Source organism: Shewanella sairae, from assembly GCF_023283535.1.
Taxonomy (GTDB): Bacteria; Pseudomonadota; Gammaproteobacteria; order Enterobacterales; family Shewanellaceae; genus Shewanella; species Shewanella sairae.
Map to the genome: position 1 here is coordinate 1 of NZ_JAKILT010000070.1, position 21,071 is coordinate 21,071.

The 21,071-nt window shown below is 42.4% G+C and carries 19 protein-coding genes and 1 tRNA gene; 9 read left to right on the top strand and 11 right to left on the bottom strand.

Going from position 1 to position 21,071, the window contains the following annotated elements; genetic code table 11:
- The first annotated feature begins 20 nt into the window (after window positions 1-20).
- Complete coding sequence (locus L2748_RS20760; RefSeq protein WP_246616243.1) at window positions 21-425, top strand: hypothetical protein; 405 nt, start codon at window positions 21-23, stop codon at window positions 423-425.
- Window positions 426-680: 255 nt separating this feature from the next.
- Window positions 681-1,340, top strand: coding sequence for a thiopurine S-methyltransferase (locus L2748_RS20765; RefSeq protein ID WP_220782699.1), 660 nt, complete (start codon window positions 681-683; stop codon window positions 1,338-1,340).
- A gap of 109 nt (window positions 1,341-1,449) precedes the next feature.
- On the opposite strand, the gene L2748_RS20770 is transcribed toward L2748_RS20765, so the two are convergent.
- On the bottom strand, window positions 1,450-2,475 hold the full coding sequence (locus tag L2748_RS20770) for a porin (protein WP_220782698.1): 1,026 nt from the start codon (window positions 2,473-2,475) through the stop codon (window positions 1,450-1,452).
- 468 nt (window positions 2,476-2,943) lie between these two features.
- Entirely contained in the window at window positions 2,944-4,008 is a 1,065-nt protein-coding gene (locus tag L2748_RS20775; protein WP_220782697.1) for a porin, read from the bottom strand.
- Between the two features lie 379 nt (window positions 4,009-4,387).
- Between L2748_RS20775 and tcdA the strand changes: the two genes are divergently transcribed.
- Entirely contained in the window at window positions 4,388-5,209 is an 822-nt protein-coding gene (tcdA, locus tag L2748_RS20780; protein WP_220782696.1) for a tRNA cyclic N6-threonylcarbamoyladenosine(37) synthase TcdA, read from the top strand.
- A 173-nt stretch (window positions 5,210-5,382) separates the two neighbouring features.
- Window positions 5,383-6,000, top strand: a complete 618-nt coding sequence (locus L2748_RS20785; protein ID WP_220782694.1) for a superinfection exclusion B family protein — start codon at window positions 5,383-5,385, stop codon at window positions 5,998-6,000.
- Between the two features lie 112 nt (window positions 6,001-6,112).
- Here the strand turns inward: L2748_RS20785 and L2748_RS20790 are convergent, their stop codons facing one another.
- Window positions 6,113-6,247 (bottom strand): DUF3149 domain-containing protein, encoded by a 135-nt coding sequence (locus tag L2748_RS20790; protein WP_012153859.1) that lies wholly within the window; start codon window positions 6,245-6,247, stop codon window positions 6,113-6,115.
- A gap of 338 nt (window positions 6,248-6,585) precedes the next feature.
- Between L2748_RS20790 and L2748_RS20795 the strand changes: the two genes are divergently transcribed.
- A tRNA-Leu gene (locus tag L2748_RS20795) sits at window positions 6,586-6,670 on the top strand.
- 419 nt (window positions 6,671-7,089) lie between these two features.
- Here the strand turns inward: L2748_RS20795 and L2748_RS20800 are convergent.
- The 6 genes from L2748_RS20800 to rsmE form a co-directional block, all read right to left on the bottom strand.
- Window positions 7,090-8,214, bottom strand: a complete 1,125-nt coding sequence (locus L2748_RS20800) for a site-2 protease family protein (protein WP_220782693.1) — start codon at window positions 8,212-8,214, stop codon at window positions 7,090-7,092.
- A 112-nt stretch (window positions 8,215-8,326) separates the two neighbouring features.
- Window positions 8,327-9,991 (bottom strand): DUF342 domain-containing protein, encoded by a 1,665-nt coding sequence (locus tag L2748_RS20805; protein WP_220782691.1) that lies wholly within the window; start codon window positions 9,989-9,991, stop codon window positions 8,327-8,329.
- A 176-nt stretch (window positions 9,992-10,167) separates the two neighbouring features.
- Complete coding sequence (locus L2748_RS20810; RefSeq protein WP_220782690.1) at window positions 10,168-11,196, bottom strand: class I SAM-dependent methyltransferase; 1,029 nt, start codon at window positions 11,194-11,196, stop codon at window positions 10,168-10,170.
- 159 nt (window positions 11,197-11,355) lie between these two features.
- Window positions 11,356-12,660: an alkaline phosphatase gene (locus L2748_RS20815; protein ID WP_220782689.1), complete on the bottom strand. Its 1,305-nt coding sequence runs from the start codon at window positions 12,658-12,660 to the stop codon at window positions 11,356-11,358.
- Between the two features lie 14 nt (window positions 12,661-12,674).
- On the bottom strand, window positions 12,675-13,628 hold the full coding sequence (gene gshB / locus L2748_RS20820; protein ID WP_220782688.1) for a glutathione synthase: 954 nt from the start codon (window positions 13,626-13,628) through the stop codon (window positions 12,675-12,677).
- Window positions 13,629-13,733: 105 nt separating this feature from the next.
- Window positions 13,734-14,465, bottom strand: coding sequence for a 16S rRNA (uracil(1498)-N(3))-methyltransferase (rsmE, locus tag L2748_RS20825; RefSeq protein WP_220782686.1), 732 nt, complete (start codon window positions 14,463-14,465; stop codon window positions 13,734-13,736).
- A 472-nt stretch (window positions 14,466-14,937) separates the two neighbouring features.
- Between rsmE and L2748_RS20830 the strand changes: the two genes are divergently transcribed.
- Window positions 14,938-15,690, top strand: a complete 753-nt coding sequence (locus tag L2748_RS20830) for an endonuclease (RefSeq protein WP_220782685.1) — start codon at window positions 14,938-14,940, stop codon at window positions 15,688-15,690.
- A gap of 27 nt (window positions 15,691-15,717) precedes the next feature.
- Here the strand turns inward: L2748_RS20830 and L2748_RS20835 are convergent, their stop codons facing one another.
- On the bottom strand, window positions 15,718-16,275 hold the full coding sequence (locus L2748_RS20835) for a SprT family zinc-dependent metalloprotease (RefSeq protein ID WP_220782684.1): 558 nt from the start codon (window positions 16,273-16,275) through the stop codon (window positions 15,718-15,720).
- Window positions 16,276-16,379: 104 nt separating this feature from the next.
- Window positions 16,380-17,540 (bottom strand): pyroglutamyl-peptidase I, encoded by a 1,161-nt coding sequence (locus tag L2748_RS20840; RefSeq protein ID WP_220782683.1) that lies wholly within the window; start codon window positions 17,538-17,540, stop codon window positions 16,380-16,382.
- Window positions 17,541-17,936: 396 nt separating this feature from the next.
- Between L2748_RS20840 and L2748_RS20845 the strand changes: the two genes are divergently transcribed.
- From L2748_RS20845 to L2748_RS20855, 3 genes are all read left to right on the top strand, one after another.
- Window positions 17,937-19,268, top strand: a complete 1,332-nt coding sequence (locus L2748_RS20845) for a sigma-54 dependent transcriptional regulator (protein ID WP_220782682.1) — start codon at window positions 17,937-17,939, stop codon at window positions 19,266-19,268.
- 203 nt (window positions 19,269-19,471) lie between these two features.
- Window positions 19,472-20,077 carry a hypothetical protein gene (locus L2748_RS20850; protein ID WP_220782681.1) on the top strand — a complete coding sequence of 202 codons (606 nt, stop codon included), beginning with the start codon at window positions 19,472-19,474 and terminating at the stop codon, window positions 20,075-20,077.
- Window positions 20,078-20,101: 24 nt separating this feature from the next.
- The gene (locus L2748_RS20855; RefSeq protein WP_220782680.1) at window positions 20,102-21,043 is read left to right on the top strand and encodes a hypothetical protein; all 942 of its coding nucleotides are present in this window, start codon (window positions 20,102-20,104) and stop codon (window positions 21,041-21,043) included.
- Window positions 21,044-21,071 lie beyond the last annotated feature (28 nt).

Genomic DNA, 21,071 nt, shown 5'->3' on the forward strand with positions numbered 1-21,071 from the left:
GAAAACCCCAAACGAGGTGCATGAAAAAGCCAGTTGGGAGTACCAACTGGCTTAATAAAAACCGTCAACCTATTTTAGGACTAGACACAGGATTAGACAAATCGCAGTTAATTGCATTACTTGAGTTCCCCAGACGACGTATCCTTCAATCAATGGAGCTGCGTTATTGCCCTCATGCTGGCTTTTTTAATCCTACGGATATGGAGTGCATCAACTGCCATCAAGGTATGGAGTGCACTTGGATGAATCATAATGATGAAACCATTGCGGTAGAAAGAAAATCCGTTGAAGATTTAAAGCAGCAGCTATTAGTTGCAGTCGACTTTATTGATTCGAGTTTAACCCCGCACCATTTGTCGCGCCGCAACTGCGAATGTGAAAACTGCCTGTGGCTCAGAAAAGTGCAGCAAACACTGAATATGTAGGTATCTCAGTCGGATAGACGATTACGCGATAGCGATTAAACTTCCCCCACCAATAGACTTGGTATAGCAGGTAGAGAACACCTAAATCAGATTATTAATCTTTTGCTTATGCTGCTCTCAGGCTTTAAAGTAATCCCCCGTAGCGGTATACCAAGTCTTAACGCGTCATTTTATTGAGTGAAGCCTTTGTCACTCTGATTGTTGATCGTTTTAGCCCTATGGTTGTACCTAAGTTTCCCTGCTAGGACTCAAATTATGCAACCAAGCTTTTGGCATGAAAAATGGGATGCCCAACAAATTGGCTTTCATTTAAACGCAGTTAATCCCCTACTGGTAAAACATTGGCCGCAATTAGATTTAGCGGCGAACTGTCAGGTTTTTGTTCCTCTTTGCGGTAAATCTTTAGACATGTGTTTTCTTGCAGAGCAAGGGCACGATGTTGTGGGATGCGAGTTAAATGAGTTAGCAGTTAAGCAGTTTTACCAAGACAACAATTTACCTGTAAAAGTTAATCGCGTTGGTGAGCATCAACAGTTCTCAACTGAGCAGGTGACTATTTATCAGGGTGATATCTTTACCCTAGATACGAATGCATTGCCAAATATTAACGCCTTTTATGATCGTGCAGCGCTCATTGCCTGGCCAGAAGAAATGCGTTTTGCTTATGCTAAGCAACTGGCTCAATTAATCCCTGCAGGTAGCGTAGGCTTGTTGATAACCCTAGATTATCCGCAAGCGGAATTGAACGGTCCACCGTTTGCAGTTTCGGATGATTGGGTTAGTGCAAATCTTAGTGATGATTTTGAGATTGAGTGCTTAGCGAGCGAGGATGTACTTAGTGATAACCCGCGCTTTGTTAAAAAACAGGTGTCTTGGTTGACTGAAAGTGTGTACAAGTTAACCCGCAAAGCTTAGCTAAGCAGCTAAAGATGAGCTATCGAAAATAGCCAATAGCAAAAACAAAAAAGCGACCTTAGGTCGCTTTTTTATGGTTTAAAATCGCAGAGTCTACAGACTCAAACGATTAGAAGTTGTAACGTACACCAACAGTGAATACGTTGTCATCTTCTAGGTCAACTTTAGCGCCGCTAGCGATCTTGTGATCACCTTCGTACATAGCGTAGTGGCCATATACCATAGTTGACTTAGCAATCTTGTAATCAGCACCAACAGTGATCACTTGAACGTTTACATCTGTACCAGCTACGTCAGTGATATTTTTGTAGTACTTACCAAAACCGCCTTCGTCTTTACCGTATTCAGCTTTTAGGTTAACGCCATTTAAGTTGTAAGCAACGTTTACGAAGTAAGAGTTACCTTCTTGATCAGAAGTTTGGCTTTCAGTGTTTTGAAATAGACCGCCTACTTTGAAGTCACCTAGTTTAACTTGAGCAACACCACGGTATGCATCGATACCTTTGATAGTGTTGTAAGCTGCTGCTACGTAGTAGTTTTGTGCTTTAAGTTTCTTATCACCAATAGTTGCACTTAGCGCATACTGTTGATCGTAAGAAGTTTTGTTTGCTTCGTCAGTGTAGTTACCTTCCATTAGGTAAGTCGCATTTAATGTCACTAGACCAGCAATTTTTGGAGAGTAGTACCAGATACCATCACCAACACGGTCTTGACCAGCAACTAGACGGTCGATATCGGCATTAGTGTTACCAAAAATATCAACGCCGCCTTCAGTTTGCTTAAATACGTGATCGTTACGACCAACAAGTACAGTACCCGCATTGGTCTTTAGACCTAGGAAAGTGTTACGAGTAGAGAATGTCTTGTTGCTATTTGATGTGTTATCAACACCAAATTCCATTTGGTAAACGATGTCATAGCCATCAGCAATATTTTCGCTACCTTTAACACCTAGGTGAGAGAAGTTGTTCTCAAAAATAGTGCCTTCTTTACCGTTTTGAGTCGTTGCACCTGTATCTGAGTGTGTCGCTGCTAGGTCTAAACGACCGTAAAAGCCTGGACCGTCGGCTAGCGCGCCGAAAGAAGCTAGGGTTAAAACTGATGCTACTGACGCTGAAATTAGTGTCTTTTTCATTCATTTGCTCCCAGAACCGAAGTTCCTATTCATTTCTTATGGTTTTGTACATAATCTTTTGTTTTTGCTACTTGCATCCGAGCTCATAGCAATTGTGGGGCTAAATATTACAGTTTTATGGCGTTAAGATTGTGGGCTGGATCATGTTTTCAGGGTTCAAGAACTGAATTGATACTTTTTTGTGACGATTTAGAAACTTTAATAATTCAGTTTCCAGTTTGTTTGAAACAAAATACTTGAAAATACCTATAAAGGGTTATATATGTCTGCATTAATCAACGCTGATTTGACTCATTATAAAAGTGAGTAACTACAGAAAATAGGCTTTACTGACGACAATCTAGATAGAAGTACTAAAAGTGAGCTTGTTTAGTGAGCAGTATGATGAATAGTCGTATTTGGTTGAAGTTTTATTTATAGCAAAAAGGCAGCGTATGCTGCCTTTTAACACTTTGAGCTAATATGGGATTAGAAATCGAAGCGCATACCCAGAGTGAAGATGTCATCACTCATGTCATGAGAAGTGCCGCTTAATTTTATATCGCCATCGTATTTGGTGTAGTGGCCGTATACTAAAGTGTTTTTACTTAGGCGGTAGTCTGCACCTAGGCTAAATTGCTGCAGATCGACATCGCTGACAGTTTCTAGTGTTGCACCGTTCGTGTCACCAACATAGCGGCTAACATACTTGCCTAAACCTGAATCATCGCTACCATACATAGCTTTAAGTTTTAGGTTACCCATTACGTAAGCGGCATTAACGAAGTAAGTATCGCCTTCTAGGTTTGAGTACTTGTTGTCAACGTGCTCACTGTTTTGGTAGAAACCACCTAGAATAACTTGGCCAAGTTTAACTTGCGCCACACCGCGGTAGGCTTTGACGTTGTCGATACCATCGTTATAGGCTGCAGATACATAGTAATTTTGTGCCTTAAGGCCTTTGTCACCTAAAGTGGCACTAAGGGCGTACATGTTATCAGTATATACATCCTCACCAGCGGCATTAACTTGATCATAGTTGTCATCCATTAAATACGTCGCGTTTAATGTCACTAGATCGGCAATCTTAGGTGAGTAGTAGCTAAACCCATCGGCGCTACGAGATTGGCCTGCAGCGAGTAGGTCGATATCTGAGTTGGTGTTACCGAAAATGTCAAACCCACCTTCAGATGCTTTAAATACTGTGTCGTTACGGCCCACTAGGATGGTACCAGCAGTAGCAGATTTAAGGCCTAGAAAAGTGTTACGGGCTGCGAAAGTATTGCCTGAATTATCGAAGTTGCTTACGCCAAACTCCATTTGATAAACCACTTCAAGATCGCTATTGATTGCTTCAGTGCCTTTAACGCCCAACCAAGAGAAGTTATTTTCAATGATGGTACCAGACTTTTGGTTTTGTGTTGCAATCCCCATATCTGAGTTGGTAATGGCAAGATCAGCGCGGCCATAGAAACTTGGGCCATCAGCTAATGCAGTAAAAGAAGTGGTAGCTAGTGCAGAAACAATCGTGGCAGACAGAACAGTTTTTTTCATTTTCATTTTCCTGTAGCGAATCGCTATTTATAGTTGCAGGCTATCTATACTCACAGCCTGATTTGGTGGCTTGTGAGTGTAACGCTGTATTTGTCGGTGAGATGTTGGCACGGAATGATGGATGCGCTTAGTGATCTAGGTCAAGGAACGTGGATCTTTCGCGATGTAAGTCATGCTGATTTACTCTTATTAAACAGCGGTTTAATTTTTGCGCAACGAGAAGAACAAGTCAGGTGTCTACTCAAACATCCGGTTACTAATTGTTCACAAATGTTTAGTGTGCTTGATGATTTATTTTAGAGTTTTGTGTAGGTTTGAGATAAAATAGCCCCATATCTCGCTTTATATTTTTCGCTGCTTTTTTACATTGAGTATCATTTTGAATAATCAAACTTTATCTGACGCTTACATAAATCGTTTTGCTGGTATTGGCCGTTTGTATGGTCAGCAAGCTCTTAGCTACTTTGCCTCAGCTCATGTGGTAGTGGTTGGTATTGGTGGTGTTGGTACATGGGTGGCAGAATCGCTAGTAAGAAGCGGAATAGGCCAAATCACCCTTATTGATTTAGATGATATTTGTGTGACTAATACCAACAGACAAGCCCATGCGTTAAAAGACACCATTGGTGAATCTAAAGTAGAAGTGATGGCAGAGCGCTTAAAGCAGATAAATCCAGAGTGTATCGTCAATGAAATAGAAGACTTTATTACCCCTGAAAACTTGTCTGAATACTTCCAAGGTAAGAAAGCCGGTGGCAATATCGATTATGTTGTTGACTGTATTGATGCTGTAAAAGCGAAAACAGCACTAATTGCTTGGTGTAAACGTCAAAAGCTACCGATCGTAACAGTCGGTGGCGCGGGTGGTCAGATGGATCCCACTCAAGTGCAGGTGGCTGATTTAGCTAAAACATATCAAGACCCATTATTGGCTAAGGTGCGCAATCAACTTAGACGTGAATACAATTTTTCTAAGAATGTTGCTCGCCGTTTTGCCATTGAAGCTGTGTTTTCTACGGAGCAACTCGTTTACCCACAAGCTGATGGCAGTGTATGTAATACGAAGGCAACGGCTGAAGGCAGTATGCGCATGGATTGTGCTTCTGGTTTTGGAGCTGTGACAGTGGTTACCGGTACCTTTGGCTTTGTGGCTACAAGCCGGGTATTAACAAAATTAGCAGCTAAGGCGATGGCTCAATAGCTTTCCTCCTTTTGTTATATAAAGCGCCAAACTGGCGCTTTTTTTTTGCTTGAAAATTGTATTCAATGACGTTTTCACCATGTGGAAAGTATTTAAGGTTAAAGTTATCTTTTTGGCATTATTATTGCTTTGAATAATTCAGGAACAGATTTCTGACACTGGGTACACTGAGTATGCAAAACGTAGCTTTCAAACTATCTTCTTTTAACATGATGTCGGCTAAAAAATTCTTTTTTACAGCTATGCTGTGGCTTGCCTTAGCTTGCGCTGCACTACTATTCGCCCCTCAGGCGTTATTGACCTCGTTAAGTCTGCATGAATTCTCGGTGCAAAACGCCCACTTTATTGGTTTAGGCCTCATTATTGGTGCTGCTTATTTATTGACGCAAATACTAAGTTACTTTCTTGACGAGGCTATTAGTTATTTAAGCGATAAGCGTTCAGCAGAAATTATTGAAGAGAAAGTGAAACTACTGGATCCAACAGAAAGGGCTTTGCTAAGGGAGTTCTTCTTGCAAGGAGAAACGATTCTCACCCTACCAGAGCAAGAGCCTGCAGTTAACAGCCTTTTGAAAACTGGCATTTTAGAGCACTTAGGAAACCAAAAGCATTATGCTATTCAGGGGTCTACGGCTGACTTTAAAATTTCAATGCGCGCCCGTGTACACCTAAACCGTCAGGTATTACGTTTCCCAGTTGGAGAGCCTAGTGCAGAAGAAATGAAGAATCTTATTAAGGCGCGACCACATTTCGTCAATAGTTTTGCGGCGCCACGTAAACAAGCTGCTTAAGTGTTATTGTACCTAGTCAATGTAATCGACTGGTGCAGTCAGCATTATCGATAAATCACGGACAAAAAAATGGGGGCAATAAGCCCCCTGCATTAGAAAGAACAACTTAACGTTAATTCTCGGGATCCGCAGACTTGGTATAGAACATCCACATCAGATATGAAATGATGCCAATAGTACTAAAGATAACAATCATTGATAGCAAGCCAATTGGGTTGCCAAACATCAAATCTAACCAGAATGCCATTTGCGAAATCCTCTTTCTTTTTAATTCCTAATAACCATACGCTTCGATGGTTGAGTGTTTTTTGATCTGAGTCAAAAACAAACTCACTTATTAAGCGTTTGGTGCAACCTTGTTAATTTTTATGATGTAGATCGTGTTTTGCTAATTTTCGTTGTTTCGATGACTTGTGTAAGAAAGGCATGTTTTGTTGGGATAGTAAGCACTTCCTAGCACCTGAGCTTGAAAAGTACTCAGTTGATACAAAATTCAAATCAAAACACTTGCCATTCATTTGTCTGTAGGTATAATTCCGTTCACTTACTGAGGTCGAGCAGATTTAAGTAAGTGTTATTGATAATGCCTGAGTGGTGGAATTGGTAGACACGTCGGATTCAAAATCCGATTTCGAAAGAAGTGACGGTTCAAGTCCGTCCTCAGGTACCATTATCAACAAAGCAACCTGCCATCGAGCAGGTTTTTTTATGCCTGAAATTTGGCAATTCGTTTAGTTGAGCAGGCTTCGCTGATTTCTACCTAATACCAATCAGTATAAGAATTTGATCAGCTCAGAACGATTTTTGGCAAACTAATTCAAGGCGAATAGCTGCAATAATGGTTATTCCCTTATAAATCTATTCAACGCAGAAGTAGGCAGCCAAAAACGTTCCAGACTGGCGAGTTTTAGCGATTCTGATGCTGCGTTAACGAACTTGAACGTAGAACAACTATGCTCTTCACTCGTTGCCTTGCCTCAAAACCGCTAAACTCTCGCTGAGTGACTAAATGTTTATACTGATTGGTATAAAGCCAACGCATGAAAAAGGGCACTCAATGAATGCCCTTGTTATATATTCTGCTAACGTTTAGCTCTTGAGGATCTCTAGTGGCAGCGCAAGCATCTCATCGCCACTGCTGGCAAAGTACCAAATAATCCCTATCAGTGCGCCAACGGTTAAGAAGTACCAAACTGCTGAGAAAATTTGCCCATATCTATCCAGCGGCAGCAGGTGGCTTTGATGGCGTGTCTTCCACTCAAACACAATCTCTGCACTACCGATAAGCAGTAAAAAGCCTAACAGAGCAAGCCCGAGCGAATAACTGATATAAACACCTACGGCCGCTCCAAGAATACAGGCGACTAACCCCATTAGACTGTTCATCGAAAAGCTAATGCTCTTGAGAATGTGGCCGCCATCAAGGGGTAATATTGGCAGCAAATTGAACAGGTTTAATAGCGCGTTAAACGTGGCTAATCCGGCAAAGAAAATATTACCTGTAATCCAATAGGCGATAAGTGAAGCGATTGACATTAATAAGCCGAAAGTTGGCCCCATAATAGAGATAACCACATCTTGCCAACGGGTGTTAATTTTCTCATCGCTGAGCGCGAGACCGCCCATAAAGGGAATTAAGTAAATCCCTTTGGTTTTCATACCAAAGTATTTCATCGCGCGGATATGACCATACTCATGGAAGACTAAGCAAGCGATAAGTGCGAGTGCGAATTGAAATGAGAACAACCAAGAGTATGCCGCTACGCTGGCGCCAGCAAGCAACACCTTAATCACTTTGGCACTTTTGAGTAGCTTAAAACCTAGCGAGGCGAGTCCGACAACGCTGAACTGTCTTTTTTCAGCGATAGCAATAGTGGGAGTTTGGCGCTCAATATCTTTGGTGGTGCGCTGGCCGGTAGTGATGACCTCATCATCTTTTAGTAAGCTGTAGTCGATAACAAAAGGCTGCCACTGTAAGTCGGTCTCAAGAGTTATCTTGATTGCCTTTGTGTCTAGCGGTTCAGCATCTGCTGTTTGAGCCAATACAGGGGACTGTATAGACAATTCAAATGTATGGCTTTTAAGGCCTTCATTATCTGGGCTAGCCTGAATAACAGAGACTAAAGCGTCGCCCCAAAATAGTTGTTGCCAACCCGCCAGTGAGCCCTCTAAGCGTAGCGGTTTTCCAAGGCAATCAATTTTCAATAATTCCACGATATATCTCTAATGCGAAAAGTCGCTTAATTATGCCGTGGATAGCTTACTCAATGAAAGTCTAAACCGCTTAAAACCCCTGCTATTAGCCCTAACAGAAGTTAAATAGCGCCTAGTGACTATAGTCAAAATTAATTTCTTGGTTGTGGTTACGGATCTGACAAGGTCCATGCTCTCTTTGGGTGCGCAAAAATGCTTTGCCTACATGCAACTCTACATTTGAAAATACATGTTTAACGGCATCGATATAATAGTTTCTATAGTAGTTTTCTATTTCAGCTTTTAGTCGTTCAAAATCGAGCTCTTCTTGCGCTCTAATCGACGCTATACGGCGTTTTTCATCGATCATTACAGTGACTTGCTCGACCATCATGGCATCATTTTGCCATTCTATTTTTGGAGGCAGTTTTCGCAACTGCGCTTCGATATTGAGCACTGCAACAACCATGGATTTGATACTTTGATCTAACTGCTTAAGCTGCTCTTTAAACTCATTTAATTCCATTGCGCAATACAGCTCGGTTTTAGTATCTGCTGTCGCGCCAACTGCGACGGCTTTTATGCCTTTATTGGCTTGCGCTCTACCGCCGACAAGATCGCCACGACGACCCGTAGCATCACTGACAATGAGTTGTTGTTTGGTTTGTGTGTGACTATGTAATAGCTGTTTAGTCACAAGGATGTTTCCTTGTGCCTCTAGCCTTGAATATTGTACGAACTGGGCGCTGATCTGCCCCTGAGCTATGAGTTTCGTCGATAGGCTGAAATCTTTTAATTGCCGGCCTATCACTCCCTTACTAACAGTAATATCGCCTTGGGCCTGTAATGTGGCGGAATCAACAAAACCCATAACCGTAATGTCACCAGTGCTCTTAACAACCATGCCTTCACCCACATCGCCAGTGATTAAAATACTGCCCTTGAAATCGACATTGCCATAGCCAACATCGACATTTTTTATCTGGAGAACATCATCAACGAGCATGCCTGATGAAGTTTCTACTGGCTGACCGGCAACGGTAGCGATAAGTTGGTTCGGGTTGAGGTTATTGATTTCAGTGCCAGTGCCTGGAGTCAGTTTATGGTCTTTACCGGGTTTGGCAATGAGCTTTTCACCATAGACGTTATAGCCGTCAGTGCCTTGGGTCGCAGGGATTTTTTCTATTAGTAAGCTGCCCGGCTTGACCATTATCATGGCACCGAGATTACGCATATCTACAGTACCGTCACTATTTGATTGCGGCTGCAATAATCTTTCTCTCGCGAGTGATACCTTTCGTTCTAATTTAGCGGCAATGCCGTTAATGGCGGCGCGCCCATTAGCGATGATACAGCTACAAGACTGACCAGGACCTAAGGCGACGAACTCTTGTATTAGCGAGTCGATTTTCGCTTTACTTAGCCCCATACTAATCCGTTGCAGCTTTAGGTTTTGCAATATATCCCTGATATCTAATGTTTTACCGCCGTAGGCTGCAGTAAGGGTCATTGATAGCTGCATTTTGTCATCACTAACATCAAAACTAATAGCCGCGTCACGGCGGTCGGCAATTTCAAAAAATAACTCGATATGACCGTCGTCTTGACTCGCAGCCTGATTGACTTTGATGACGGCTTGGGTGATCTGGGCTTGTAATGGGAATAGGCAAGTAAAATCTGGCAAAGCTAATAGCTGCAGAAGATCCTTTTCTGTAATCGGCCCGTGGCTATTGGGAACGATTTTTAGTTCGGCTTTTTGCTGATCTTGGCTTAACTCTATGAGTCCCGGATGAAGCATTAAATACCTCTAGCACTTTTATTATTTTCAGAGATTGCTAATCCAATATAACCATATAAAAGGTAGGTAAAAAAGCCTTAGGGACGAATTGTGTGAATCTTGCAATTGGGAGGGCAGTGGTAAGCTCAGTCAGTGATAGTGGCACTGACTGAGCCTAAAGGGGATTGACTCAGTTTTTAAGGCTTTATATTAGAATAAATTTTGTATTTGTTGTTTTCTGCAGCAACTTCGACTGAACCAAAGTTTTCAGCAATAGTATCTGAGTAGGGTAAATGTCGATTCGCTACGATGTGAAATAAGCCGCCAGACTGTAAATTTTTGGCACTGTCTTTCACAAAGTTCGTCGCAATATCGGTGGTACTGGCTAGGCCATCATGAAACGGTGGGTTAGAGATAATACCGTCATAACGAACATTCGTTTGCTCTAAACCGTCTGATGCAAAAATATTAGCGTTAAACCCATTAGCTGCTAATGTCAGTTCACATGAAGCTAATGCCATCGCATTAATATCAACACAGTCTATTTTTAGTTCTGGTTGTACTTTGAGTAGTGCTGCTGCAATTACACCTGCACCACAGCCAAAGTCGAGTACTTTACCGCGCATTTTCGGCAGATTTTCGAGCAGCAGTTGCGTGCCTTCGTCGAGTTTTTTCTCGCTAAATACCCCCACTAGATTACAGATGGTAATTTGGCCTTGGGGAGTCTCTAGCTGATATTTACTTTGCCAATCGGTTAGAGTTAATTTTGGCGCTTGTGCATTTAGTTCGCTCAAAAATACGATGCAGTGACGGGCATTGTCGGCTTTAAATGGCTTGTCAAAATAGCTAGGTAGCTGTTTAGGTAGTGACTTAATGCCACCTTTGTTTTCTCCCACCACAATCAATTGGCCTTGTGCCTTAAGGTGCTTTGCTGCCAAGTTAAATAGGTACGGTGCTAAAGCTTTCGCTTTTGGAAAATAAACAATAACAGTATCAAAGCTATCATCATTGGGCAGTTGATGGCCGAAATGCAGAGTCAAATTAGCACTCGCATAAGGCTGCATTAGCAAATGATGGTGGTAATCCAACGCTAATCCGCAGACGCTGCTGGCTGTCGATAATAGCTCTTTGGGCAAGTGATCGCTTTCATAGTTGATCACCAATACGGATTGGTCTTTGACTAATTCACTATTTCTAAGGAGGACTTGCGAAGCGTTGGTTAGCATGAGTATTCAAGGTTTAGGTTTGATTAAGTGCGATTATACCTTATCGCTAGTGGGATAAGAAACTTCAACCTTGGCTGGATTACTGAGAATAAAAAGGCCGCTAAAATTAGCAGCCTAGATTATTTAAGATGGTGATAAAGAGCTTATGCGTGGCGAGGTTTATTGGCTTCTCGGTAGCAAACTCATCATCTTTTCGGCAATGTCGGTATTGTCTTGATTGCCTTTAAACAAATCTGCAGCTGGACCCGCGGCAAACACTTGTACATCTCCGCCTGTATGGCCGCTTGTTGTCCAGCCGGTAAAGCTGCGGCTATCAATCAGCTGTTTTAAGCTGGTTTCCAATGCAGATTTTCCTTGCATACGCGCATTGCTTAGGCGTTGCAACTCTTCAGTTGTCACGTCAAAGCCGAGGGTTTGATTAACGAGTGCTTGCCAGTCATCGACGGCTATAGCTTGCTCGGCTAATGCTGCAGGACTCGCTTTGATGCCTTGGAGTAGGCTTGTATCCCAAGCATATTCTCCATTAGCACCAATCGATAAACCACCGGTGTTGTGATCAGCGGTAACGACCATTAAGGTATCTGGATTGGCGCGAACAAACTGCTCAACCACTTCAATCGCATTGGCAAAGCCATGCATTTCGCCCATGGCGGTGGCAATGTCATTATTGTGGCCGGCCCAGTCAATCAAACTGCCTTCAACGAGTAGTACAAATCCCTGTTCATTTTGGGATAGCAAATCAAGTGCTTTTTGAGTGAGCAGGCTGAGCTGAGTTGAGTCTTGCTGATCGATAACCCAAGGCAGTTGCACATCGGCAAATAAGCCTAGTGTCTTACCTTTGGTGATGCTATCGAGCTGGCTAAAATCATCAATGTGTTGATATCCCTTAGCTTTAAACTGCTCAAGCAGAGCCTCTGAAAAGTACTTTTGTCCGCCGCCTAGAATCACGTCAGCGTCAGCCGTTAAGTAACTTTTAGCGATTTCCTCGTAATTACGACGACTTTCGTTATGCGCTAAATATGCGGCAGGCGTGGCATGATTCACTTGTGAAGTTACGGCTACGCCAATAGCCATGCCGCGTTGCTTTGCCATTTGCATAATACTGGTTAGCGGGCGTTTATTGATGTCGACAGAAATCGCACCGTTATAGGTTTTTACACCGGTTGCTAATGCAGTTGCTGAGGCTGCGGAGTCGGTAACATAGCCGCTCTGTCTTGCTGGATAGGTGGAAGCCATACCGACAAGTAATCTATCAAAAACCGTTTGCTCTATTTCTTCTGTATCAGGATTATTTTGGTAATAGCGATATGCGCTTGTATAAGCCGGGCCCATACCGTCACCGACCATGATGATCATGTTTTTTGGACGTGAAGGTGCTTCATGAATATTGACATTCGCTGAAGCAACTAAAGGCAGCATAACTAAAGCACTTACTGCCCAAGTTAATGTTTTTGATAGATTCATGCCGGTTCCTTTGGCTAAGCTGTTTTGTTAATACGCGCTTCGATAGCATCCATTAGCATGCCGGTAATATCGACATCAAATGCTGCTTGGATCTCTTTAATACAGGTTGGGCTAGTCACGTTAATTTCGGTAAGCTTATCGCCAATCACGTCAAGACCAACAAAGATAAGACCGCGCTTTTTAAGCTCTGGTCCAATAGTACGCGCAATATGCCAATCAGACTCTGATAGAGGCTGAGCAACACCACGGCCACCTGCGGCCAAATTGCCACGGGTTTCGCCTTTTTGCGGAATACGCGCAAGTGAATACGGTACTGGCTCACCGTCAACCACTAAGATGCGCTTGTCACCGGCGGTAATATCAGGGATAAAAGCCTGTGCCATCGCGTATTGTGAGCCTTCAGCTGTCAGGGTTTCGATGATAACACCTAAGTTAGGGTCATCTTTTTTTACTCTAAAAATTGAGCTGCCGCCCATGCCATCTAATGGCTTTAAAATAATATCGCCTTTAGCTTGGTGGAACGCACGAATACGCTGTTCGTCACGGGTAACGATAGTTTCTGGTGTAAATTCAGAGAACCAAGCTGTAAATAGCTTTTCGTTTGCGTCACGCAGGCTTTGTGGCTTGTTGACGATTAACACGCCTTGCTCTTCGGCACGCTCTAGCATGTATGTGGAGTAAACAAATTCGGTATCAAATGGTGGGTCTTTACGCATTAAAATAACGTCTAGATCGGCAAGCGGCGTGTCGATTGCTTCTTCTAGCTGGTACCAATTTTGTGGGTCGTCTTGAACCGTTAATGCGCTCATGGTCGCCATTGCTTGGCCGTTAACCATGGCTAAATCTTTCATCTCCATGTAAAAAAGCTGATAACCACGGGACTGCGCAGCCATTAACATTGCAAAGCTAGAATCTTTCTTGATGTTGATGTCGCTGATGGGGTCCATCACGATGCCGAGTTTAATCATGGAGCGTTTTCCTTATCTGATATTCGTTACCACGATAAATATGGGGGCGCTTGGCCCCAATTTCTAGCGTGTTGCTAATAAATCTTATGTTTCTTGGGCTTTAAGCTAGCCGATATCACCAAACTTTAACTGTAACGCGCTAATGGTTGTGAGTGCCGCGGTTTCAGTACGCAGGACTCTTGGGCCAAGCAATACGTCAGTAAATTGATGCTCTTCAGTCATGGCGATTTCAGGTGCTGATAAGCCGCCCTCTGGACCAATAACTAAACGTACACGGTTATTTGGTAGCGTTAAGCCATTAACACCGTGAGAAGCTCGTGGATGCAGGTTAAGCTTAACTGCGTCAGATTGTTCTGCGCACCAGTCTGCTAATTGCATTGCTGGACGCACTACAGGTACGACGCTACGACCTGATTGTTCGCAGGCGCTAATGACGATTTTTTGCCATTGCTGAATTTTTTTCTCCAACCGCTCGCCAGTTAACTTGACGCCACAGCGTTCTGAAAACAATGGTGTAATTGTATTAACGCCCAGCTCAACTGATTTTTGAATGGTAAAATCCATTCTATCACCGCGGGATATCACCTGACCTAAATGTAAATTAAGTGGTGACTCGCTGTTATTAGCCTCACAACTAAGGACCTGCACTTCAACGTTTTTCTTACTGGCGCTGATGATTTCTGCAAGGTAATCATTGCCGTCACCATTGAACAAGCTAACCTGTTCACCTGAAGACATTCTTAATACGCGGCCAACATGACCTGCCGCTTCATCATCTAATGCGACTGACTGACCAACAACTAGTGTTGATTCTTGATAAATTCTTGGCACTCTCATGGTATTGCTAGCCTTATTTTGCGTATGTTGATGAGCTATTTAGCTGCTGACGAAGAACTGATACAAACTTATTGGCGTTGCTTTGAAACATAGCAATCACTTGCTCACGTCGACATTCAATATTATCAACGGAATAAGCTTTATCCTCTTGCTAACTATAACGGTAATAGCAACCGGGGCTTTTGTCAGTCGGCTGCGCATAAAATAGCGTTAGTTTTGTGACTTAAGATATCGCCGGAGATTGCACTTTACATGCTTTAAAGTCAACACTGATATGGTGCTTGGCTATCTATCGTCGAAGCTAATCAATGGCTCGGGATTGATAAATATGGAGAGGGAGGACGAATATAGATAGAAATTCGGATTTTGTTCACATTTTTTAGATGAAGTTGAATGAACTTTCGTTTAATAACGCTGTGTAAGCGTGAAGTTAAGGCAAAATTCGCGGAATTTTTTCTTAGTGTAAAGTGTTATGAAAATCCGTTTTATTTGTGCTGGGCTAATCACCGTTTTTTCTCTACCTATATTTGCTCAATCTTACCAAGGTAATACAAGCATTCATTCATTTAATAAGGCCAAAAAAACCTTAGAGCGACAAGTCTATCATGACCACCGTATCACGCTTTATTGTGATGCTAAATTCGATAAAAATAAGAATATTACTCTGCCAAATGGCTTCACTACTGAAAAACATGTTAAGCGCGCTAAACGTGTGGAATGGGAGCACGTGGTGCCAGCAGAAAACTTCGGACGTACGTTTTCAGAATGGCGTGATGGTCACAGCGACTGTGTGAATAATAAAGGTAAGAATTTTAAAGGCCGTAAATGTGCTGAAAAAATCAATAATGAATATCGATTAATGCAGTCTGATCTATATAACTTGTATCCGGCAGTAGGCGCGGTAAATGCCACTAGATCGAATTATAACTTTGCCATGTTACCTTCCTCAAAATCTAGTTTTGGGGTATGCGAAGTGAAAGTGCACGGTAGGAAAGTCGAGCCAACAATCGGTTCGCGAGGACGAATTGCAAGAACCTATTTATATATGGAGCAAGCATACCCGCGATTTCGTTTGAGTAATCAACAAAAGCAACTCATGAACGCTTGGGACAAGCAATTTCCAATCAGTGAATGGGAATGTAAACGCGCTAAACGCATCGAGCGTATTCAAAAGAACAGGAATCATATTGTTTTTGAACGGTGCGAGGCATTGAACGCTAAATAGCAAGATCTTGGTTCGTAAAGATTTACTTTAGTTTGATTGTAACGTGCTACCGCATTTGCGACAGCGATATTGGGTTTCGCCGCGGACAACTTTGTTATGACGTCGGACACTGAGTTTTACCGGTCCGCACTGGCATTGGTAGGCAAAAGTTTTTCCTTCAACAGCCGAGGTGTCAAAGCTGTGAGTCGTGCGCGGGGTAATGTTAAAAACTCGCAGCATGATGCTTTGCCATTCTCGGCCGTGAGGCTTGACGCGACCATAGAGCTGAGAGGCTAATAAATGACTGATTTCGTGAGGTACGACATCGGTTAAAAACGCCTGTAAGTTGTCTTTTAACAGTGCAGAATTAAAGCGTAACTTATTTAGCTGTAGGTGTGCAGTACCCGCGCTTTTACCGCGAAGGGCAAAACTTATCTCAGGTCTTGGGAAGCTCTTAGCAAGACTGGCTTCGGCTATTTGGTAGCAATGCTCGACTTGCTCTGCGACTTGTTGCTGCATGGGGTCGGTAAAACTTGCAGGTGTTGACACTTTTGCTGCGGGCAAAGTTTGAAAGGCTGACTTAAAAGGGTTACGAATTTTTAGCATAAGGACAGCGTCTCTCATTATGAATAGCACTGTATTATTTTAACTGAGGTGAGAGAGTCAGACCAGTTTTAGCTAAATGGTCTGACTGTTATAGTGACTGCGCGTTATAGCGTTGTTGCTGCGGCTTCAATCATCTGTTTAACTTGATTAACGATGTTTGCTTCAACTTCAACGTCATAGGCCGCAATCCGAGGGGTATGAATATGCCCAACCGGGATCTGACTATTAAATTGTTGTTGTAATAAAATAGCACGATAAGAGATCTCGTTAGACAAGTAGCCACCGCCAGACCCTTCAACCGAAGTACTATTTTCTAGTTGCGCTAGAGAGCTTGCTTGAAACTCTCCGCCTTTTAGCGTGGATACCGTGTGATTATCGTTGACTTTCCAGGGGCCTTTTACGTTTTGCATCGCTTTAATTGGAAGTGAGAACTCTACAAACTCAGGGCCATTTAGACTGGTGCCATTAAATTGGGGGGCGATTGGCGATTGTTTATTGGCACCGGTTAACACATTGAGGTTGTCCGGTGCATCGGCACTGCGGTTGCGAGCAGGGAAGCGCTCAATATCGAAGTCATCGCGACCCATGCTAACGGTAAAGATCATATCGACGCTGTTGTCACGATAAAAGGGCGTTAAAAACGATTCAATCATGCCTTCATCGAAATCTGCAAATCGCACTGGGATCATTGCTGATTCGATTTGGGCTTGTTTGCCATTAACCTTAAAGCGGAAGCCATCAAGCGCTAGCGCTGCCAGACCCGATGGATTACTTTGGTCGATATTGCGGTCTAAAAAGAAAGGGTCAAAGCCTGTGACCAGAATCTTTATTTGTGCGTCATCTTTAAAATTGACATCGCTAAAACCGCGAGAGGATTTTTCGACGGCATCAAGCAAAACCCTTTGTTGCCAATCCGCTAACGTCAGGCTTGGTTTTTGCGTTTTAAGTAACTCACGCAGTGCTAAGCGTCCCCAATACAATGAACGATCATCTAAGTGACCTGATTGCACATCTCGAACCGCTTGTTGCCATAACCTTTGTCCTTGGTGAGCAACGATTTGAGTGAGCTCTAGTTCGTTAGTTTGCAGGTGATATTTTTCACTAAGATCACGTGTAAAAGCTTGATAGCGATTAACGACTTCTGGAATGGTTTCTGAAGCTGTCGCTATACGAGCTTCTTCAACGTTGAGTTTGGCAACAGCGGGTAAGCTCAAAGTTGCTGTGGTTAACCCTGCAATAATTAATGCTTTTTTGAAATTGGTCATGCCAAATCCTTATTTTATACTACTGAAGCCGATTGCGCAGATATCGTTATTGTTTAAATATTGAGCTACAGTGTCATTCAATTTATTTTGCGAGATGCGATGCATTATGCATCACAAACTGCATGACTAAAAGTTATTGAAAAGTAAATGAATAGCTTTTAATTCAATAAAACCTTGCTGATTCTATCACTGTTAACGGGCTGATTAATCCGTTGAATGCCAACATGGTTAACGGATTGTAACTATACTATTTAACACCGTAGTAAATGATAAATTGCAAATATCAACTCGACCAATTTATATGATATCTGCATTGCTCTGATTTCGTTTTATTATCTCGAATGAGGCTATTTTACTGGGGCGAACAACGTAGTATCAAAGTCTAGGGAGTAGATGATGAAGCGAGTGAATATCATTGGCCATAGTTACGACAGTTTTTTGTGTGAGCAACTAAGGCGAAAAGAGATATATGCCGATTATTATAGCGTTGATGATTTAGCTCGCTTCGATTATGAGTGCCATTTATTATTGTTGGACCTTAGGGAAAACGAACAGGTTTCATGGGCTGAAACCGCTATTCGTAAGCTACATAAAAGCACCCTAATTCTAGTCCTAATTGATCGCCAGCAATTAAAAATTCAATCTGTCCAACAATTAATTGGGCAGCATGCCTGGGATTATCATACCGCTCCTTTTGAAATTGACCGCCTTGTTAGATTGATGGGCCATGCGCTCGGTGTCATTAGAATAAGGCTGCAATGCAGTGATAGTCATCGGCACTCCCCCGCCTCTAAAGTCAAATCCGAAGTTATTATTAAGTCTCCTGCAATGCTGGAACTTGCCAAGAATGTGCAAAGGGCTGCTCCTACAGATATCCCTATTCTTGTTCGAGGTGAAAGTGGTACAGGTAAGGAATTAATAGCGAAAAAAATACATAATCAATCAGGTCGATCCTTTGGCCCATTTGTGGTTGTTAATTGTGGTTCGTTAACCTCTGGTGTTGTGCAGTCTGAACTTTTTGGTCACGAAAAAGGATCGTTTACCGGAGCGGTTAATCAACATAAGGGGAAGATTTCTCAGGCTAATAATGGCACCTTGTTCTTAGATGAGGTTGGAGACTTACCACTGGATCAGCAAGTCAATTTATTGCGTTTTTTGCAAGAAGGCACTTTTGATAGTGTAGGGGGAACCACTCCACAATCGTCAAATGTTCGTATTGTTGCGGCAACCCATATTGATTTAGAAGAGGCAATTGAGTTGGGGAATTTCCGCTTAGATCTGTTTTATCGATTAAACGGAATAACGATAGAGTTACCGCCATTAAGAGAAAGAAAGGAAGATATCATTCCACTGGCCAGTCACTTTTGTCAAAAGTATGCAAAAGAGTACAGCGTTGGTGAATGTAAGTTAAGTAAGGAGGCGTACTATGCCATGATGCAGCATGAGTGGGCTGGAAATGTGAGAGAGCTGATAAATCGGATCCGACGGGCAGTGTTACTCTGTGAAAACAGCATGATTCAGATTCAAGATCTTGAGCTTGAAGAAACGATTGTTCAACCTTGCTTTGCTCAAGGTTTAAAGACTATTAAAGATGAAGTCGAAAAGCATGCATTAGTCACTGCAATTCAAAAGCATAATGGCAAAATGGATATCGTTGCTAATGATTTACAAATATCGAGAGCAACCTTATATCGACTTATTGATAAGCATGAAATCTACGCGGTATAGCCCGTCACTCTGCATAGATTCTTATTAATGAGAATCAAAAAATAATTATGAGTCAAATAAAATCAATAACTTAAACAAAACAGTCTCATTATTGAGACTGTTTTTGTTTGGGCTTAAGTTAAACCTTTGAAATAAAACATAAATACCTTTTGGCGCACACTTTGCTACTTCCATGACACGGTTTTTGAATTATCGAGTGTTGAATGAAGTTGAGCAATGTTCAAAAGTACTTATGCCTATCCCTAGCAGGCTTTTCATTTGTTGTTTGGTCGAACGGCAATGAGAGTACACGTATTCAGCATGTTGATAATAACTCTACCGTTGGTAATCAAACATTTAGCAACAACAGTGGACGTATCGCAATCAATCAGGCAGCTGGTGATAGCAACCTGCAATCAAATAGTCACGCTATTGCGGATCAAGTTGTGATCCTATCAAACCAAAAAAATCCTTATCTTAATCTTACTGGAAGTAGCACGGGACATAACCTGTCATACATTGAAGAACTTGCTTTTGAAAACGCGCAAGGACTGATTAGTGTTAATCAAGTGAGTGGACAAGGAAATATTCAAGCCAACTTAGGAGCAATTGCTTTGCAATCCGTAATTGGCTTAGGTCTTGAGGACTCGGCACTTGATAGTATTGTAAGCCCTACCGCTTTGCCTCTCGAACGTAACGATACAAACCATGCCGTTATTGCACTGGACAGCTTTGAGAATGCTCAAGGCATCGTTCAGATTAACCAAATTTCTGGCGATGGTAACAGCGCCATAAATCAGTTCTCGCTGCAGTTACCTAGTGGGAACTAAATAACTTTAAATGGAGAGATGAAAATGGAAATGAAAAAGTTAACTCTAGTAATGTGTATCGGTGCGGCGATTAGTGTTCCAGCATTCGCTAATGGTGGTCATAGCAACGGTTCAGCATCAGAATCAGATTCTAATAGTAGTGTCAAACTAACAAAAAAAGTCACGGTTAAAAAGGACTTAGAGTACAAAGGCACTGTAAAAATTGATGGCGACATTCGAGCTGACGGCCTAGGTATGGCAGTCGTTGATAATGTTCAGGCATCGGGTGCTAACTTAATTGGCAACAGTTATGTAGAAAACAAAGCTACTATAGGCGGCTCTGCATTTAGTGGTGCTAGCGGTAATATTGGTGTGAACCAAGCCGCAGGTGACTTTAATGTACAAGGTAATTCCGCGGCGCTTGCTTCAATTGATGCTGGGTTTGCATTTGGTTCCGGTGATGCTGAGATTTTTAGTTCACAAAGAGGCACATTTACCGGTACTGACAATTATGCTTCAACTAATTCAGCCACTATCACAGGTGATGCATTTAATGGTGCATCGGGCAACATTGGCGTGAATATCGCGTCCGGTGGTAATAACGTTCAAGCTAACAATATGGCTGCATCGTCTTATAACGGTCGATTAGGTGAAGCCAGCGTATCTAATAATCAAGTGTCGGCCCATAACGGTATCTACAATACCAGCGTGGTACAAAATACGGCTGAAAGTGTCGATGTTAATCTAGCCTTTAGCAGCACAGAGGGTACATATGAGGGTACATCTAGCCAAAATGGCGCTTACTACCCTGAGATTTGGCAGGACCCTGATGGTGCACATAATACTGGCGATGAAACAAGATGGGGCCATATTGATATGGATGGCAACACACCAACAGATGGTGACACCGATGGTTTACAGTTTGTAAGCGATCAATATAGGACGGTCTTGTCAGATTCTAATAAGTCTGCATTAGATCTGAGGTAAGCGGGTTGTCCGCAAACTTAGCCTTCCA

Bases quoted from the DNA above. Each gene is read 5' to 3' on its own strand.
- L2748_RS20790 (WP_012153859.1), bottom strand. From the start codon at position 6,247: ATGGCATTCTGGTTAGATTTGATGTTTGGCAACCCAATTGGCTTGCTA.
- gshB (WP_220782688.1), bottom strand. From the start codon at position 13,628: ATGATTAAACTCGGCATCGTGATGGACCCCATCAGCGACATCAACATC.
- L2748_RS20840 (WP_220782683.1), bottom strand. From the start codon at position 17,540: ATGACCAATTTCAAAAAAGCATTAATTATTGCAGGGTTAACCACAGCA.
- L2748_RS20760 (WP_246616243.1), top strand. From the start codon at position 21: ATGAAAAAGCCAGTTGGGAGTACCAACTGGCTTAATAAAAACCGTCAA.
- L2748_RS20850 (WP_220782681.1), top strand. From the start codon at position 19,472: ATGAAGTTGAGCAATGTTCAAAAGTACTTATGCCTATCCCTAGCAGGC.
- L2748_RS20845 (WP_220782682.1), top strand. From the start codon at position 17,937: ATGAAGCGAGTGAATATCATTGGCCATAGTTACGACAGTTTTTTGTGT.
- L2748_RS20775 (WP_220782697.1), bottom strand. From the start codon at position 4,008: ATGAAAAAAACTGTTCTGTCTGCCACGATTGTTTCTGCACTAGCTACC.
- L2748_RS20855 (WP_220782680.1), top strand. From the start codon at position 20,102: ATGGAAATGAAAAAGTTAACTCTAGTAATGTGTATCGGTGCGGCGATT.
- L2748_RS20770 (WP_220782698.1), bottom strand. From the start codon at position 2,475: ATGAAAAAGACACTAATTTCAGCGTCAGTAGCATCAGTTTTAACCCTA.
- L2748_RS20805 (WP_220782691.1), bottom strand. From the start codon at position 9,991: ATGCTTCATCCGGGACTCATAGAGTTAAGCCAAGATCAGCAAAAAGCC.
- L2748_RS20830 (WP_220782685.1), top strand. From the start codon at position 14,938: ATGAAAATCCGTTTTATTTGTGCTGGGCTAATCACCGTTTTTTCTCTA.
- L2748_RS20815 (WP_220782689.1), bottom strand. From the start codon at position 12,660: ATGAATCTATCAAAAACATTAACTTGGGCAGTAAGTGCTTTAGTTATG.
- rsmE (WP_220782686.1), bottom strand. From the start codon at position 14,465: ATGAGAGTGCCAAGAATTTATCAAGAATCAACACTAGTTGTTGGTCAG.
- L2748_RS20785 (WP_220782694.1), top strand. From the start codon at position 5,383: ATGCAAAACGTAGCTTTCAAACTATCTTCTTTTAACATGATGTCGGCT.
- L2748_RS20765 (WP_220782699.1), top strand. From the start codon at position 681: ATGCAACCAAGCTTTTGGCATGAAAAATGGGATGCCCAACAAATTGGC.
- L2748_RS20810 (WP_220782690.1), bottom strand. From the start codon at position 11,196: ATGCTAACCAACGCTTCGCAAGTCCTCCTTAGAAATAGTGAATTAGTC.
- L2748_RS20835 (WP_220782684.1), bottom strand. From the start codon at position 16,275: ATGCTAAAAATTCGTAACCCTTTTAAGTCAGCCTTTCAAACTTTGCCC.